The organism is Halothece sp. PCC 7418, from assembly GCF_000317635.1.
In the GTDB taxonomy this organism is placed as follows: domain Bacteria; phylum Cyanobacteriota; class Cyanobacteriia; order Cyanobacteriales; family Rubidibacteraceae; genus Halothece.
Genome location: NC_019779.1, coordinates 2,540,436 through 2,555,596, shown reverse-complemented (window position 1 = coordinate 2,555,596; position 15,161 = coordinate 2,540,436). Strand labels below are relative to the sequence as shown.

16 protein-coding genes are annotated in these 15,161 nt (G+C 44.2%); 8 read left to right on the top strand and 8 right to left on the bottom strand.

Annotated features, from left to right (window positions below):
* Positions 1–4: 4 nt before the first annotated feature.
* Genes lgt through PCC7418_RS11530 form a run of 3 tightly spaced genes read right to left on the bottom strand, consistent with a single transcriptional unit; the run spans position 5 to position 2,276 of the window.
* Complete coding sequence (lgt, locus tag PCC7418_RS11540) at positions 5–859, bottom strand: prolipoprotein diacylglyceryl transferase (RefSeq protein ID WP_015226365.1); 855 nt, start codon at positions 857–859, stop codon at positions 5–7.
* Between the two features lie 50 nt (positions 860–909).
* A complete protein-coding gene (locus PCC7418_RS11535) occupies positions 910–1,521 on the bottom strand; it encodes a DUF938 domain-containing protein (RefSeq protein ID WP_015226364.1) in 612 nt (203 codons plus the stop codon).
* Positions 1,518–2,276 (bottom strand): SPOR domain-containing protein, encoded by a 759-nt coding sequence (locus tag PCC7418_RS11530; RefSeq protein ID WP_015226363.1) that lies wholly within the window; start codon positions 2,274–2,276, stop codon positions 1,518–1,520. Before PCC7418_RS11530 ends, PCC7418_RS11535 begins: the two co-directional genes overlap by 4 nt.
* Before the next feature lie 227 nt (positions 2,277–2,503).
* Between PCC7418_RS11530 and mnmA the strand changes: the two genes are divergently transcribed.
* From mnmA to PCC7418_RS11500, 6 genes are all read left to right on the top strand, one after another.
* Positions 2,504–3,565, top strand: coding sequence for a tRNA 2-thiouridine(34) synthase MnmA (gene mnmA, locus PCC7418_RS11525; RefSeq protein WP_015226362.1), 1,062 nt, complete (start codon positions 2,504–2,506; stop codon positions 3,563–3,565).
* 202 nt (positions 3,566–3,767) lie between these two features.
* Complete coding sequence (locus PCC7418_RS11520; protein WP_041596245.1) at positions 3,768–4,205, top strand: hypothetical protein; 438 nt, start codon at positions 3,768–3,770, stop codon at positions 4,203–4,205.
* A 91-nt stretch (positions 4,206–4,296) separates the two neighbouring features.
* Positions 4,297–5,646, top strand: a complete 1,350-nt coding sequence (locus tag PCC7418_RS11515; protein WP_015226361.1) for a nitrate/nitrite transporter — start codon at positions 4,297–4,299, stop codon at positions 5,644–5,646.
* A 62-nt stretch (positions 5,647–5,708) separates the two neighbouring features.
* Positions 5,709–6,038, top strand: a complete 330-nt coding sequence (locus tag PCC7418_RS11510; protein ID WP_015226360.1) for a hypothetical protein — start codon at positions 5,709–5,711, stop codon at positions 6,036–6,038.
* 11 nt (positions 6,039–6,049) lie between these two features.
* Positions 6,050–7,156: a DNA-processing protein DprA gene (gene dprA / locus PCC7418_RS11505; protein ID WP_015226359.1), complete on the top strand. Its 1,107-nt coding sequence runs from the start codon at positions 6,050–6,052 to the stop codon at positions 7,154–7,156.
* A gap of 96 nt (positions 7,157–7,252) precedes the next feature.
* Entirely contained in the window at positions 7,253–7,750 is a 498-nt protein-coding gene (locus PCC7418_RS11500; RefSeq protein ID WP_015226358.1) for a DUF4168 domain-containing protein, read from the top strand.
* A gap of 1 nt (position 7,751) precedes the next feature.
* Here the strand turns inward: PCC7418_RS11500 and mreC are convergent, their stop codons facing one another.
* Genes mreC through PCC7418_RS11485 form a run of 3 tightly spaced genes read right to left on the bottom strand, consistent with a single transcriptional unit; the run spans position 7,752 to position 9,726 of the window.
* Positions 7,752–8,513, bottom strand: coding sequence for a rod shape-determining protein MreC (gene mreC, locus PCC7418_RS11495; protein ID WP_015226357.1), 762 nt, complete (start codon positions 8,511–8,513; stop codon positions 7,752–7,754).
* Between the two features lie 35 nt (positions 8,514–8,548).
* Entirely contained in the window at positions 8,549–9,142 is a 594-nt protein-coding gene (locus tag PCC7418_RS11490) for a TerD family protein (RefSeq protein WP_015226356.1), read from the bottom strand.
* Positions 9,143–9,147: 5 nt separating this feature from the next.
* Entirely contained in the window at positions 9,148–9,726 is a 579-nt protein-coding gene (locus PCC7418_RS11485) for a TerD family protein (RefSeq protein ID WP_015226355.1), read from the bottom strand.
* Positions 9,727–9,841: 115 nt separating this feature from the next.
* Between PCC7418_RS11485 and ldpA the strand changes: the two genes are divergently transcribed.
* Both ldpA and PCC7418_RS11475 read left to right on the top strand, forming a co-directional pair.
* On the top strand, positions 9,842–10,948 hold the full coding sequence (gene ldpA, locus PCC7418_RS11480) for a circadian clock protein LdpA (RefSeq protein WP_015226354.1): 1,107 nt from the start codon (positions 9,842–9,844) through the stop codon (positions 10,946–10,948).
* Positions 10,949–11,065: 117 nt separating this feature from the next.
* A complete protein-coding gene (locus PCC7418_RS11475; protein ID WP_041596626.1) occupies positions 11,066–12,769 on the top strand; it encodes a R3H domain-containing nucleic acid-binding protein in 1,704 nt (567 codons plus the stop codon).
* Between the two features lie 68 nt (positions 12,770–12,837).
* Here PCC7418_RS11475 and PCC7418_RS11470 read toward each other — a convergent pair whose 3' ends face one another.
* Both PCC7418_RS11470 and PCC7418_RS11465 read right to left on the bottom strand, forming a co-directional pair.
* Positions 12,838–13,563 (bottom strand): DUF3318 domain-containing protein, encoded by a 726-nt coding sequence (locus tag PCC7418_RS11470; protein WP_015226352.1) that lies wholly within the window; start codon positions 13,561–13,563, stop codon positions 12,838–12,840.
* Positions 13,564–13,763: 200 nt separating this feature from the next.
* Complete coding sequence (locus tag PCC7418_RS11465) at positions 13,764–14,900, bottom strand: calcium/sodium antiporter (protein ID WP_015226351.1); 1,137 nt, start codon at positions 14,898–14,900, stop codon at positions 13,764–13,766.
* Positions 14,901–15,161 lie beyond the last annotated feature (261 nt).

Here is a 15,161-nt window from a genome sequence, read left to right as displayed (position 1 = left end):
TGATTTATTCGTTATTGATTGTTTTTTGTTTAGAGACAACATCTGGCAGAGAATGTCTCATTTGATAGAGCCAGATTAAGCCAAAAATCCCAACGATAATTCCAAACAAACTAATCAGTTGGGCAACTTGAATTGAGCCTAACATTAAACTATCGGTTCGTAAGCCTTCAATCCAAATTCGACCGCAGCTATACGCTGCCATATAAACAAATGCAAGGGTTCCGACGCGATAGCGATTGGGGTGTTTCAATCCCCAGAAAAAGAGATAAATCAACAAAGCAAACACCCCTAAATTCCACATTGATTCATAGAGAAAAGTGGGATGAAAAAAGGCTTCCTCTGCATATTGAGGGGGACGATTAGCAGGAGGAATATATAGTTTCCAAGGCAGAGCAGTGGGTGTCCCAAACGCTTCCGAATTAAAGAAATTCCCCCAGCGTCCAATGGCTTGCCCTAAAATTAAAGACGGACTGACTAAATCGGCTAATTGCCAAAAAGAAATCCGATTAATTCTGGCAAAAATTAAAGCAGCGATCGCGCCGCCAATAATTGCCCCATGAATTGCAATTCCCCCTTGCCAAATGGCAATAATCGCCTCTGGACGTTGAGCATATTTTTCCCATTCAAAAGCAACATAATAAAGTCTTGCCCCAGGAATTGCTGCTAACACCAGCCAAATTGATAGATCTCCTAACAAGTCAGGATTAATATTCCGTTTTTGCGCTAAATATTGAGATAAAAAAACGCCAATAATAACCGCACTGGCAATCAGTAAACCATACCAGCGAATCGTAATCGGCCCTAACTCAACAAGAATCGGCCCTGGAGATTGAAATTGAAAGGCAAGAAGAGAAAGCATAGGAACTAGAACCAACAAGCAAAAGCTAACTTAACAAGAAATCCGAACAATTACAAGTGTCGAAAGACAAGGGACAAATTATTTGTCGGCATCGCAACAACTTCTTGTAATTCTAGTTTATGTTTCTGAGCCAGAGAAACCACAGTTTCTAAATTCCGAACTCCCCACTGGGGATTTTGTTGTTGCAAACTTTGATCAAAAGCAGCATTACTGTCGGCAGTGTGTTCACCACCCTGCTTAAATGGACCATATAGATATAAAATTCCCCCACTGGGCAGCAACTGTTCTCCTCCTGCCATTAAGCCTACACAGGCTTGCCAAGGGGCAATATGAATTAAATTAATGGCAACCAAAGCGCAAAACTGTTGCCCAGACAAGTCTTGGACCCAATCTTTTTCCATCACATCAATCGTGATCGGAGGTGAAAGAACATCACAGGGAAATTCTTCTTGCCAAGCCCGAATACTCTCTTGCAAGATCGGATTCGGTTCTGAGGGGAGCCACTGACGCGGACGCAACTGAGGGGCAAAATAAACGGCGTGTTCTCCCGTTCCACTGGCAATTTCTAAGACTGTCCCTTGTGGGGGTAACACTTGCTGTAAAAGCTCTAGGATGGGATCGCGATTGCGCTGTGTCGCGGGGGCAAATTGTTTTTCACTCATGGACCAAAATACACTCTTGCATTTAAACCTTCAGTTTCCAGTTGACTACTCCAGCGACTCGCTTGCGCCCGATGAGAAAACGGTCCCACTGCAACATGAGTCCCTCGCGGTGCATTCCGTTCCCAAATCAGGTCTTGATTGACCCCTGCTGCTGCTACGGCTTGGGCGGTTTCCGATAAGTTTTTCTCACGAGTGGGAATAACGACATAATAGCTTCGGGTGCTTGTTTTCCTCTCTGCTTCGGGAGTTGGAGGTGTCGTTTCTACGGCGAGGGGAATAAACTCGGGTTTTTCAGGGACAGAATTTTGATGATCTCTAACAGAAGTTTCAGTTTCTGTGGGAGTAGAAAGAGAAATGTATTCTCGCGAGGAGGGGTTAGCTTGAGAAGAGACATTTCGAGGTTTTGCCACTTCAATAATATCAGCAGTAATACCTTGTTCTGATAAAGATTGGACTAATTCTCGGGCATTGATGGCATCGGAAAAGAGTCCCGCTTGAATAATGTTTTTTCCTTCGGGAACAAATGCGTCGGGCTCTACGCGACGCACTAAGGATAATAATTGTTCACTGTTTCCATAAATTTGTACCCGAAATAGGGTCTGACTGTTAGGATGATTAGGGGCGTTGAATTGATAAACGTCTTGTGCGGTCGGTGGGGGCGGTAAAGTTTGTGCTGTTGTACTGCTAGTACTGAGCAGTAAGAGAGAATTGAAAACCAGCAAAGAACGTCCAAAACAGTTGAGTGCTTTTAGCATAGCGAGTTCAGAATCGGCATTTGCAAAATGGACAGGGGGGGGGTGAGGAGAGCATCTTTCGGAATGATAACAATTGGCAAGTAACAGTGCTAGCCTAGGGGGTAAGGAAGTGGCTAGAAGTGCGACCTGAACTGGTCGGTTAAAATTGTGTAATCCTTACACCACAGGGATTTCCACCCCTGTCCTTAACGTCGTAAACAACAGGATTTCAAACCCGTGATTGAATGATGACAAAAAAAGTTGTTGTTGGTTTATCAGGAGGCGTTGATAGTTCAACTGCTGCTGCAATCTTGCACCACCAAGGATATGCGGTGGAAGGATTAACGCTGTGGCTTATGAAAGGAAAAGGTCAATGCTGTTCAGAAGGGATGGTGGATGCTGCGTTTATTTGTGAACAGTTAGGCATTCCTCATCATATTGTCGATAGTCGGGAACAGTTTGAAAATAATGTTCTCAATTATCTGGTGTCAGGCTATGAATCTGGAATTACCCCCTTACCCTGCTCCCAGTGCAATAAAACAGTGAAATTCTCGCCGATGTTGACTTATGCGCGAGAAAATTTAGGCATTGATTGTGTTGCTACTGGACATTATGCACGGATTGAATATAATTCTGAATCGGGGCATTATCAATTACTGCGGGCGCGCGATCGCGCAAAAGATCAATCTTATTTCCTCTACGATTTACCCCAAGATTTATTAGCGCACACCATTTTCCCCCTTGGTGAAAAAGAAAAATCGGAAACTCGCCAAATTGCCCAAGAATACAACTTAAAAACGGCTGCGAAACCCGAAAGCCAAGATTTATGTTTAGTAGAAGCCCATGGTTCTATGCGTCAGTTTTTAGACCAACATATCAACCAAAAACAAGGAGAAATTGTCAACGAAGCGGGAAAAGTTTTAGGGCATCATGATGGCATTCATCATTACACCATCGGACAACGAAAAGGTTTAGGCATTTCTGCACCAGAACCCCTCTATGTGATTAAACTTGATCCAGTGATGAATCAAGTAGTGGTGGGGAATCGTGACAGTGGAACTCAAAAAGAATGCACAGTGGGACATATCAACTGGTTATCCATTCCAGAGCCAGAAGCCCCCATTCAAGCAGAAGTGCAAATTCGCTATCGCTCTCGTCCTGCGACAGTGAGCATTGTTCCTTTAGAAACTGGGCGTGTCAAACTGATTTTTGAAGACCCTCAATTTGGTGTAACACCTGGTCAAGCTGCTGTCCTTTATGATGGCGATGTTGTCCTTGGGGGGGGAGTGATTGAACGGTTTGAGTCTTGACCATAGCAGTGTTTACTCTCATGAGGTACATTCTTAATTTTTGTTCTTTGTTCTTTGTTCCTTGTTCTTTGATGACTTTCCAAATAACGAATAACTAATAAGCAATAACAAAGATACGTTTCTATATTGATTAACTTTCTTTCTCTCCTTCCCGGAACCCTGTTAACTCTCCTGACCATTGCCGTTGCCTTTTTACGTTTTTATGATGAACAAGATTTCACAATCCTCGGACAAATCACCGAACCCAGACTCTGGAGTAACCGACTCACCGTGGCAGCCCTCATGGTGGCAGTGGTTAATTTCGGCGTTGAGTGGAACCGTCGAAACCGAGAAACAAATCGCTTGGCTGAAGATGAAGCGAGAAGAAGCGCAGAAGAAAGAAGAAGAAGCGAAGAAGAAACACGAGCAGAGAATGAAAGAGTTGAAAGAAGATACCGAGAAATACAGCGCGATCGCCTTCGGCGGTGAGCGAAGCTCAATCGCGCAGCAGATCGAGAAAGAAACCGAGCAGCTGAAGAAAGAGAACGAGCAGCTGAAGAAAGAGAACGAGCAGCTCGCCGTGCTCGAATCCAAAATCGATGGTATATTCTCCAAATACGGTATCAACTCGAAGCCAGTGAATCCAACGGAAGAGCCTTAACCGATTTTCTTGCGTTTCTCCAAGAATATGGGGAGTAACCTTGACCAGTGACCAAACAACAACGAACTAAAAACCAAGAACCAATAACTCATTGAAATTATCTCGTTTTCCGTTTCTCAAAACCGCCTTTGATCCCAATTTTCCGATTTCACCAAAGCGCTTTCCCTTCTTTTATGGCTGGGTGATTGCTGTTTTTGCCACTGTTGGGACATTATTCAGCATTCCTGGACAAACTGCAGGGGTTAGTGTCTTTACCGATCCTGTTATAGAAGCAACAGGGCTATCTCGGGTTCAACTGAGTTCAGCGTATCTCATTGGCACGTTAGGCAGTGGCTTCTTACTTCCCCTCGGCGGAAGGCTCATTGACCGTTTTGGGGCGCGATTGACGGTGATGTTAGCCTCAATCGGGTTAGGACTGACCTTAGTTTATTTAAGCCTCTGTGACTATACGATCGCGCTCCTCAATGATTCCCTACCAGCAATTGATCGGTCTCTCATTGGCTTAGGGGTGATGGCAGTGGGATTTATTGCCCTCCGTTTCACAGGACAAGGGATTCTCACCCTCGTCAGTCGGACGATGTTAGGCAAATGGTTTGACCGTCGTCGCGGATTCGTCTCTGGGATAGCAAATGTGTTTATTTCTTTTGGCTTTTCTGCTGCACCGTTACTCCTCAGTTTTTGGATTCGAGGTTTAGGTTGGCGTGGGGGTTGGTTGGGTTTAGCGGTGACGGTTGGCTTGGGGATGACCTTGCTCGGGTGGCTTTTCTATCGGGATCATCCCGAGGTCTGTGGGCTGACCATGGATGGAACACCTCCTGAAAGCAAAGAAAGTTCTAATCAGCAAGCATCAACGCCCAATGTGGCAAAAGTGGGGGAACTCAATGCGTCACAGGCGATTAAAACCCTTGAATTTTGGAGTGTTACCCTTGCTCTTTCTATTCATTCTTTAACCGTCACTGGAATTACGTTTAACTTAGTGGATTTAGGCACACAAGGCGGACTCACAGAACAGCAAGCGGTGAGTTTATTCCTACCCATTGGCATTTTAGCGACGATTACAGGTTTTTTAGTTGGGGTGATTTCAGATCGCGTCCGTTTAAAGTGGCTGGTTGTGACGTTATTGCTGCTGCAATTGTTAGGCTTTGTGGGAATGGCTCACTTAAACCTTCTCCCTTGGCGAATTATTGGCATTCTGGGGTTAGGGGCGAGTGGTGGTTTCTTTGCGACGTTAACCACAATTGCTTTACCGCGTTTGTTTGGACGGGCTTATTTAGGTGCGATCGGCGGGATGCAGATGACCAGTTTAGTGATTGGCAGCGCGATCGGACCTTCCTTATTAGCGTTATTTAAAGAAACCTTTGGCTCTTATCAATCGGGACTCTATGCTTGTTGTATGATGATTCCAGTTGCCCTTGGTTTCACCTTATTCTCTCGCGAGTAACAGACAATTTTCAGATCAAACCTTTAAAATATCATTAAACTATTTTTCTAGAGCCAGTAACTATGAGTGATCCCGTTAAACCCATTACCCTCCCTGCTATGGAAAACCCAGAACAGGAGCGCGAATGGCTCCAAGTTGCCCTCAAAAAATGGTTGGATGAAGAATTTATCCCCGAACGGGTTAATGATGATATTGCCCAACAAGCAGCGCAGATTTTTGTCCGCCAACGCCTAGAAGGAGAAAATGACTTAGGGTCTTTGGTGGTAGCAATTATTACTGAAATGCAAGCCTTTGATTTTAGTAAGAGTTTTTATGGGGAGTTTGCCATTGCTAATGCAGTCAGTGACCTAATTCTGGATAGTCTGGGTTACGATCGCTGCTGTGGTCAGTAGTTGGGATCAAAATGACATCAGAACGGGCGTATTGGTTGGCTTGGTCGCAGATTTCAGGGGTGGGTGCGGTGACACTCCAACGCTTGCGACAGCAGTTTTCCAATTTAGAAACCGCTTGGAAGGCGAGTCCGAGTGAACTGCAAACGGTTGCGGGGATTGGTAAGAAAAACCTGCAGCAAATTCTTGAGCAGCGATCGCGCATTACCCCAGAAAAAATCCTTGCTGAACATGAGGCAAATCATCCCCCTTTCTTAACTCCAGCCGATAGTGACTATCCCCGTTTACTGCTAGAAACCCCCACGCCACCAGCGATCCTTTATTATCGGGGGAAAATTAACGCTGCGGAAATGCAGGGAACACAACCGTTAATCAGTATTGTCGGCACGCGATCGCCGAGCGATTACGGGCGCAAATGGACGAAAAAACTGACAACCGCTTTAGTTAAACACGGTTATACAATTGTTTCAGGATTAGCTGCGGGCATTGACGCGATCGCGCATCAGAGTTGTTTAGATGCAAAGGGACGTACTCTCGCGGTGTTAGGAACAGGCTTAGATATCACCTATCCCCAAGAAAACCGTCAACTGTATCAAAAAATTGAACAACAAGGAATCATACTAACAGAATATCCCATTGGGACCAAGCCTGATCGCGGAAACTTTCCCGCCCGCAATCGCATTGTTGCTGGTTTATCTCGTGCTGTGATTGTCACAGAAGCCCCAGAAAAATCAGGTGCTTTGATTACCGCGAAATATGCCAATGAGTTTGGGCGCGATGTTTATGTCTTACCAGGGTCGTTAGAAAATCAAAACGCGATCGGGTGTTTAGGCTTATTGAATCATGGGGCAAATGTTATTTTGGGTGAAGGGCATTTATTAGAAATGCTGGGAACAATGCCTCAACTGGATTTATTTGAAGAAACGCCAGCACCTCTACCCGATATTGCCCCAGATTTAAAAGAATTATTAAGCGCGATCGCGCCCGAACCCACAGCCTTTGATGTCATCGTGCAAACGGTGCAAAAAGAAGCAAACCAAGTCTCGGCTGGACTTTTACAACTGGAATTATTGGGTTTAATCAGCCAAGCCCCTGGAATGCGTTACCAACGTCTGCGTTAAAAAGTGTTGCTGTTAGGATAGGGACAAAATTGGAACTGAAATTCCGTTAGAAGGGTTTCAATCCGCCATTTAAACACTCAATCAGGAGAAACCTCAATGCTAAAATCCTTATGCCTTAGTAGCGCTAGTCTTGCTCTGTTCTTAAGTTTATCCACTCCCGCTTTAGCTGCTTCTCCCGCGCAAGCAGCCCCTGTTGAAGTCAAGCAATCTTCCGATCTGGAAGTGAATCAGCAAGAACTGGAAAAGTTTGCTGCTGCCATGTCAGAAATGCGATCAATTCAAATAGAATCAAGAGATGAAATTAGTGCAGCCATTGATGGAGAAGGATTAAGCAAACAGAGATTCCGAGAAATCTTACAAGCCCAACGCAATCCCGAAATTGAAAGTGATGCCTCAGAAGCAGAGATGGAAAAGTTTAAGAGTGCAACGCAACAACTGGCTCAGATCCAGCGCGATACGCAATCTCAAATGAAAGAAGCTGTAGAAGCGCAAGGTCTAGAAGTCACTCGCTTTCAGCAAATTTTAAGTGCAGTTCGTCAAGATCCACAACTGAGAAAGGAAGTCCAACAAATGATTCAGGGAAATAATAATTAATCTAACGCTTCTCTTGTTGATGAGTGGTTTTGGACTGGACAAACACCCATTCCAACTCTTCCATGGGAACGTTTAAGGTGATGGTTGCTTCTGGTGCTGGGGCTTGATCTAAATTGAGAGCAGTAATTGTTCCCACAGGAATGCCGGGTGGAAATAAACGACTCGCGGGAGAAGTCATGACGGCATCTCCCACTTTCACATCCGGCAACTTTTCAAAAAAACGCATCACCACTTTCCGTTCTCCTTCCCCACGAATAAACCCCATATCTCGGCTTCGACTAATAATCACCCCTACTCGACTGTTGGGGTCACTAATAAGTAACACGAGGCTAGAGTGAGGGGTAACGGTTTGCACACGACCCACTAATCCGCCGAGAGCGGTGACAATATCTCCTTCCTTTACCCCCTCATTGCTGCCAAGACCAATGGTAATTTGTTGCCACCAATGATCAGCACTGCGACCAATAATCGGAGCCGTTTTTAAGGAGCGAGGATGATTTTCAACATACCCAGAAAGTTCTTGTAAGCGCTGGTTTTGTTGTTCTAATTCCTCTACTCGCTGTTCGAGTTCTCGAATCCGAGCATTAGTCAGTTCTTGTTTTTGATGGGTTTGCGCTGTTTCGATGGGGCGTGTTAGCCAATAATATAACTCGTAAATGGGGACAGCTCGCGTTTGTCGAATCATTCCTGCAATGAGCAACAGTAATCCGACTAAGATAATTTGTGAACCATACTGACTCCACCACCGACGAACTGAAATCATACTACGGGTTTTCGTGTTACATCAAGACCAAAGCCTTACAAGTAATAATTAACCACTTCTTGTAAGCCATTTAATTCTACCCCATTCCCGACAGCAGCCATTTTCCACTCGTCATTGTGTCGATAGACTTCAGCAAGAATCATACTAGTCTTCCCTTGATAGTCATTCCCCGAAAGGGTATAACGGGCAATTTCTTGATTATTATCAAGGTTAACTAGACGCACAAAGGCATTTTCGACTTGTCCAAAATCATGTTTACGCTTGACAGCATCATAGAGATTGACCACAAAAATCAACTTGGCAATCTCTGGAGGAATCTTCGGTAGATCAACAATAATTTGTTCGTCATCTCCTTCTCCAGCACCAGTTAAGTTATCTCCTAAATGCGTAATCGCACCCGATTGATGACTTAAGTTGCCAAAATAAACCACATTTGAGTTACCTTTGAGTTTCTCATTTTCATCCAAACATAAAACCGAAGCATCGAGGTCATAATCGGCTTTAAACATGGAGTTTAAACCTCGGGAGCGATCAACGACATCCCAACCTAAACCGCACATTAATCGCGTTAAACTGGGTGCTTCTTTTTTGAGTGAAATTCGTTGTCCTTTTTGTAAATTGATAGCCATATTTTTTAATGATAATAACGGTTCAAAATTGCTTGTAAACCTCCTTCGTAGCCAGACCCAACCGCACTCATGCGCCATTGTCCGTCTTTTTTATAGAGTTCTGCCATAATCAGAGCCGTTTCGACAGAATAGTCTTCAGTGAGGTCATAACGTAACACTTCTTCCTTGGTTTTGACATCAACTAAGCGCACAAAAGCATTTTCCACTTGTCCAAAGTTTTGCTTTCTTTGATCCGCTTCGTAAATGGTGACCACAAAAACTAATTTTGTCACATTATCTGGTACTTTTTTTAAGTTGACAATAACGACCTCATCATCTCCCTCTCCAGCACCAGTGAGGTTATCGCCCATGTGTTCAACAGCATGGTCAGGATCAGGACTTTTAAGATTATTGTAGAAAATTAAATGATTGTCGGAAACTAATTTTTCATTACTTCCTAACATAAAAACGGAAGCATCCAAATCAAAATCCGCTCCGGAGTCGGTTTGATTCACATCCCAACCTAAACCAACAAAAACGGCTTCTAGTCCAGGAGAGACTTTTTCTAGGGAGACTCGTTCTCCTTTTTTTAAGGAAATACCCATAATCGACCTCTTTTTCCTTGAATTGCCTTCAGTTTAGCAAAGGAAGGGGAACAATCTAGATTAATCCCCCTCCCCAATTGCGCTGAATCGCACTAACATAGGAAATGTGAATAATATGTACTTGCCTTTACAATCTTTACAAAAAGGTCACTGGTTTAAGCTCATTTGCGGGGCGAGTTACCAACATCTTCCCGCCGTGAGAAGCCTGAGTCTGGTCTATGCCTTAGCTGGGGCGGACTGTATTGATGTGGCAGCAGATGCAGCAGTGGTGGCAGCAGCTAAGGAAGGGTTAGCGGTTGCGGAAAAATTACGGCAACGCGCGATCGCGCAAGGCTTTCTCATGCAAGATCGTCCTTGGTTGATGGTGAGCCTGAATGATGGGGAAGATCCTCATTTTCGGAAAGCAGAGTTTAATCCCAACTTGTGTCCAACGGCTTGTCATCGTCCTTGTGAAGCGGTTTGTCCCGCAGATGCCATTAATTTTTCAGGGGTCATCGCCGATCGCTGCTATGGTTGCGGACGTTGTTTACCAGTGTGTCCTTCGGAACTGATTACCACCGAATCACACCAGTTATCCCTGAGTCAAGTTGTGGAACAGTTGCTTGAGTTTAAGGTTGACGCGATCGAAATTCACACCCAAGCGGGACGGGAAACTGAGTTTCAGCAATTGTGGAATACTCTACAACCGATCTTACCGCAACTGAAAGTGATGGCGATTAGTTGTGCTGATGCGCCCAATTTAATTGACTACTTAAAAACACTCTATGAAAAAATTTCACCCTTACCCTGTCCCCTAATCTGGCAAACAGACGGACGACCAATGAGTGGAGATTTAGGCAAAGGGACAACTCGCGCTACCGTTAAACTAGCACAAAAAGTGCTGAGAGCTAACTTGCCTGGTTATGTTCAACTTGCAGGAGGAACCAATCAACAGACCGTCCCCAAATTGCAGTCTGCTCAAATGCTTAATTCTCCCCCTGATTGTCCTCCATCCTATGTTGCGGGAGTTGCCTATGGCAGCTTTGCTCGTTCTCAGTTAAGCTCATTTCTAGAGTCACTAGAGGAGTTGTATGACCCCAAGCAAGAATCTTCCCTGCAATTAGAAAACCATCCCGACTTATTGTGGCAGGCTGTCAGCCAAGCGGATGGTTTAGTATCACAATTGAAACGCAATCGACAGCAAGCAAGGGCTAATGCACTTGCAACAAGTGAATCCAACTGAATTAACCTGTTAAAAACGTTTATGGTGAGCCAAAATCAACGCCAATCGGATCAGCAAAATCAATTTGATCATGATGCTGTAAACAATACGGAAAAGGAAAAACCTTTATTTCAACGGATGCAGGTGACTGATGACTTGGATGCGTTACTCGCCACTCTGCCACCAGAAATTGCCAGTCACTTAACTGATCACGAACAACGGGGAGAACTGATTGAAGTTGTGATTGATCTCGGACGAAAACCAGAAGCCCGTTTTGCGAATCATTGGGAATATTTGAGTGAGGCAACGGTTACCCGAGACGATCTTCAGTTTTGCAGCGATCGCGTGGGGATGTTCAGTGGTGATAATCGTGCGGGGATTGAACGGACATTACACCGCATCAGTGCCATGCGTAACCGAACTGGAGAAATTGTTGGTTTAACCTGTCGCATTGGACGCGCCGTTTATGGCACGATTGGCATGATTCGAGATTTAGTGGAAACGGGGCGTTCGATCTTAATGCTCGGTCGTCCTGGGGTCGGTAAAACAACTGCCCTGCGGGAAATTGCGCGGGTTTTAGCTGATGATTTAAACAAGCGCGTGGTGATTATTGATACCTCGAATGAAATTGCTGGCGATGGCGATATTCCTCACCCTTCTATTGGACGGGCGCGACGGATGCAAGTGGCAAGTCCAGAACTGCAACATCAAGTGATGATCGAAGCGGTCGAGAATCATATGCCCGAAGTGATTGTCATTGATGAAATTGGCACGGAATTGGAGGCTCTAGCTACCCGTACGATCGCGGAACGAGGAGTACAGTTAGTGGGTACGGCCCATGGGAATCAACTGGATAATTTAATTAAAAACCCGACTCTCTCGGATCTGATTGGGGGAATTCAAGCAGTGACTTTAGGGGATGAAGAAGCACGGCGACGCGGTTCACAAAAAACGGTTTTAGAACGGAAAGCCCTTCCCACGTTTGATATTGCGGTGGAAATGCTGGAAAGACGGCGTTGGGTGGTGCATCAAGATGTCTCAGTTACCATTGACCAACTGTTACGGGGGCATGATCCATTAACAGAAGTGAGATCGGCAAATGAGCAAGGAGAGGTAGAAATCTCTTCTTCTGGCGGTCAATCTCAAAAGATGAATGGTAAGAGTCGTTTACAAAATCCGATTTTGCCTCGTCCGACAGGTTGGCGTGCTTCGGGACAAATGACCCCAGTTGAGCCCTCACCGCCTCGTAATCCAGATTTTGAGCAAATGCTGGATCAGTCTTGGCAACAAGCAGAAGAACATACGGAAAAAGTCCGCACTCCAGGCCCCAATGGCGAAGATTGGCCTGTGTATGTCTATCCTTATGGCATTAGTCGCAACTTATTGGATCAGGTGCTGGAATTGTCTAAATTACCTGTGGTGCTGACTAAAGATATTGATTCGGCAGATGCGGTGATCGCGCTGCGATCGCAGGTCAAACATCATTCTAAGTTACGCCAGTTGGCAAAAACGAAAGAAGTGCCGATTCATATCGTTAAATCCAACACTCTACCGCAAATTAGTCGGACTCTCCAGCGTTTACTCGATTTAGATCCCACAACTCCAGAAGGGATGGACTTGCGGATGTTTACGGAAAGTAGTAATCAAGATGAACTGGAAGCGTTAGAAGAAGCCCGATTAGCTGTGGAACAGATTGTCATTCCGAAGGGACAACCTGTGGAGTTACTTCCTCGTCCTGCTAAAGTGCGGAAAATGCAGCATGAACTGGCAGAACATTATCGTTTGCAATCCAACAGTTTCGGAGAAGAACCGAACCGACGCTTACGAATTTATCCCGCTTAGAGTTTAAAAATTTAAAAGTTAAGCCTTCCCTCAGGGAAGGCACTTAATTTTTTAAAAATTCATCTGATTTACTGCAAATTTTTACGTTTTGCTTGGCTTCTCGATGCTCTAGGGGCGCGTTGGCGGGATTCTGGTTGTGGTTCTGGTGCTTCTGCTTTCCCTTTTTTGTCAGTTTGCATTTTGGCTTTCGCTTTGGAGGCACTCCGACGGAGGGCTTGTAAGCGAGTTTCATAAGTTTTGCGGTGACGACGATTTGGGGTTTGTTCAATCAGTGTTTTTAAGGCACTGCCGAGGCTTTTATAAGCATTGGGAACACTGTAACCAAAACGGGTCGCCAGCGCGATCGCTTTTTCATCGGCATCGATCAAGGCTTGAGTTGTTTTTTCACCATTGTTTTTTTGCCAGAGTCGATAGCCCGAAACACCGCACAAGCCTAAGGCTAAGATTAACAGTAAACCATCTTGTACCCAGAGCTCACCTACTGCACCCCCTAAACCAATGGCAAGGGCTGCCATTTCCCAGCCTTCTTTGGGGATGGTGTCATTCTGGATGCGAGCAACCTCGTGCCAAAACATTAAATTACGTTGGTCTAAAGAGAGATTTTCCCATTTGCCAAGATCAATTTGAATTTCTACCTCATCCCGACCAATTTCTTCGCTGCGAATAATGGGGGGATTGACTTCTGTCGTTGCCTCAACGATCACCCAGCTTTGTAACTCAGGCGGTAGTAACGTTTTTAAGCGTCGCAGTTCGTTCATTTCGGCTCTGGCAGAAGCAGTGGCAAAAGATGTCATGTCAACCTCCTAGACAACAGACCGAGGATTCATCTCGGCTTTTTCTTGAATAATGTGCTGGTGATTGGCTATTTATACCCACAGGTTTACTTAAGGGAGCATAGTCCACCATTTCTAATATACTATAGGGTACGCTCACTACGCATCTGATGCGTCAATTGTCCCTAATTTTGATCTTCAAAAACTTAGATGGTAAGCATTTATTGATCACCTTCACTCTGATTGAGTTGTTGATCGTGATGAACTTTAGAAGCAAATTTTGCGCGATCGCGCCAATGAGAAATCGTAATAATAATTAGGGTCACTGCAGTAATCGGAATAACAAACCACAGCATCACTGCATTAAAAATGGGCAAAGTGTCTTGTTCCGTGGATTTGAGAAAGAGGAATAATGTATAAACAATATAATACAGCCAGAAGAAAATTCCTTCCCAACGAGAGATTAAATTATCGGTAAAGAAGACAGGAAGACACGCGATCGCGACCGCAATCATAATCGGAATATCTAGATTAATCGCAGCAGCAGAAACTTCGACACCAGACGGTGCAAAAATACCTGCTGTTCCTAATACAATTAAAATATTAAAAATGTTACTGCCAACCACGTTTCCCACTGCAATATCAGTTTCTCCTTTCAGGCTCGCGGTAATGGAAGTGGCTAACTCAGGTAAAGATGTTCCTAAAGCAACAACTGTCAAACCAATGACTAATTCACTGACTCCAAATGATTCTGCAATGGTGGTTGCACCAAATACCAGCCAATCTGATCCCCAAACAACCATGACAAAACCAATTATAAATAAGCCGATATTAATTAACCATTCTCGTAAGGATTTTTCTTGGGGGATGACATCAAATTCTTCTGTCAATTCTTCAGGTGATGAATGATTACGCCGACTTTGAATTAAAAGATAAGTTGTATAGAGAATTCCGCCTAATAGTAATAAGAAGCCATCTAATTTTCCGATTTGACGATCTAAACTGAAAAATAATAATAAAATAGAAATTCCAATCATAATTGGAACATCCATCCGAACTAATTTTTGAGAAACACTAAGGGGAGTAATCGTTGCAGCAATTCCTAAAATTAGTAAGATATTCGTGATGTTACTCCCGATCACATTCCCAACAGAAATTGCTGCTTGTTGCGTAAAATTTGCCTTAAGACTCACCGCTAATTCAGGAGAACTTGTCCCAAAAGCAACCACAGTTAGCCCAACAACAAGGGGAGAAATTCCCGCTAAAGTGGCAAGTTTCCCCGCGCCTTGTACTAAATAATCTGCACCTTTAACTAGCAGTGCCAAGCCAATAATAAACTTAATTATAATAATTGTCATCGTTTTGTTATTTGTTGTTCATTATTCGTTATTTGTTATTCGTTCTTCGTTCTTCGTTATTTGTTGTTTAATATAGCAGTTCTAATTGTTATAGCACTTCCCAATCTCATGAGGTACATTCTAAATTTTGGTTCTTTGTTCTTTGTTCTTCGTTCTTTGTTGGTTGTTAATCAATGAACCACGAACCATGAACCATGAACATCCACCGACTCGCATTACGTACCTCAACCAACTAGGAAACGCTATATGTAAAAATTTGAT